The sequence below is a fragment of the Streptomyces nanhaiensis genome (genome assembly GCF_046614825.1).
Classification (GTDB): domain Bacteria; phylum Actinomycetota; class Actinomycetes; order Streptomycetales; family Streptomycetaceae; genus Streptomyces; species Streptomyces radiopugnans.
The window spans coordinates 1-1,921 of sequence record NZ_JBKJFM010000321.1 but is presented as its reverse complement, the minus strand read 5'-3'; the positions used below and the strand labels follow the sequence as shown (position 1 = coordinate 1,921).

Here is a 1,921-nt window from a genome sequence, read left to right as displayed (position 1 = left end):
GCTGGTACCGCACCGGAGACCTCGGACGCTACTGGCCCGACGGCACCCTCGAATTCCTCGGCCGCACCGACCACCAAATCAAGATCAACGGCCACCGCATCGAACTCGGCGAAATCGAAACCGCCCTAACCCAACACCCCCACATCACCACCGCCACCGCCCTCACAACCCCCCACACACACCAACTCGCAGCCGCCGTCACCCCGGCCGGAACCGACGACCCGCCCAGCGAGGAGGAGCTGCTGGCCCACCTCTCCGACTGGCTGCCCCCCTACGCCGTCCCCGTCCACTGCGTGTTCCTGGACGCCATGCCGCTGACCCCCAACGGCAAGATCGACCGGCGGGCGGTGGCCGACCTGGTCGAGCGGGCCCTGGAGGACATACGCCGGGGCACGTCCGCGGAACCGCCGCGGGGCCCCGCCGAGGAGGCCGTGGCGGCGGTGTGGGAGGAACTGCTGGGCATCCCCGGCATCCACCGGGACGACAACTTCTTCTCCCTCGGCGGCGACAGCCTCATCGCCACCCGGGTCGTCTCCCGGCTCCGCGCGGCGGGCTGGGAGGGGGCCGAGCTGGGCGACCTGTTCAGGACACCGGAACTGGCGGCCTTCAGCACGGGTCTGCGTTCACGCGGCTCCGCCGCCGGGCCCGCGGCGCCCGTGCTGCGCCCGGCCCCCGAGCACCGGTACGAGCCGTTCGACCCGACCGATGTGCAGCGCGCCTACTGGATGGGCCGCACCGACGACTTCGAACTGGGCGGAGTGGGCTGCCACTTCTACACGAAGTACGACGGCGAGCACATCGATCTGGACCGGCTTGAGGACGCCTGGAACACGTTGATCGCCCGGCACGACATGCTGCGCGCGGTCTTCCTGCCCGACGGGCGGCAGCAGGTCCGGCCCGAGGTCCCGCCCTTCACGATCCCGGTGTCCGAGGCCGGTCCGGACCCGGAGGAGGCCGAGGCAGCCCTCGCCGCGCTGCGGTCGGAGATGTCGCACCAGGTGCTCGACCCCTGCCGCTGGCCCCTGTTCGACGTGCGGGCGGTGCGGTACGGCCGGGGACGGGTGCGGCTGGGGGTCAGCTTCGACAGCATCCTGATCGACGCGCTCAGTGTGATGACCCTGCTGCGGGAACTCGACGCGCTCTACCACGCCCCGGACGCCGGGCTGCCCCCGGTGGAGGTGACGTTCCGGGACTACGTGACGAGTGTCCGGCCCTCGCCCGAGGAACTGGAGTCCTCGAAGGCGTACTGGTCGGAGCGGGTGCTGGAGCTTCCGGAGGGACCGCAGCTTCCGCTGGCCAAGGACCCGTCCGCCGTCGGCACCCCCCGCTTCGTCCGGCGTGAGGACCGGCTGCCGGCCGAGAGGTGGCAGCGGCTGCGCGAACGGGCCCGGGCGTGCGGCGTCACCGGATCGACGCTGCTGGTGACCGCCTTCTCCGAGGTGCTCTCCACCTGGAGCGCGCGGCAGGAGCTCACCGTCAACCTCACTCTCTTCGACCGGCGGGAGGTGCACCCCCACATCGGGCGGGTGCTGGGCGACTTCACCTCGCTACTGCTGCTCGGCTACCGGCCCGAGGCGGACGAGACCTGGCGGGACGCCCTGCTGCGGACGCAGCGGCAGATGGGCCGGGACCTGGCGCACAGCGACGTCTCGGCCCTGTGGGTGATGCGGGAGCTGGCACGCCGCAGGGGCGCGCACGGTGTGACGATGCCGGTGGTGTTCACCAGTACGCTCGGCGTCTTCGACGGGGACGGGAACCCGGGCGAGCCGTCGTTCGCCGAGCGCGTGTGGGGTGTCTCGCAGACGCCGCAGGTGTGGCTGGACCACCAGGTGATCGAGCAGGACGGCGGTCTGCTGCTGGTGTGGGACGCGGTCGAGGAACTCTTCCCGCCCGGCGTCCTGGACGCCATGTTCACCGCCTA

General features: G+C 71.7%; 1 protein-coding gene. It reads left to right on the top strand.

Translation table 11 applies throughout. From position 1 onward, the window contains the following. Positions 1–1,921, top strand: a 1,921-nt coding sequence (locus ACLIYP_RS30315; protein ID WP_412716280.1) for a condensation domain-containing protein, incomplete at both ends; no start/stop codon positions are given.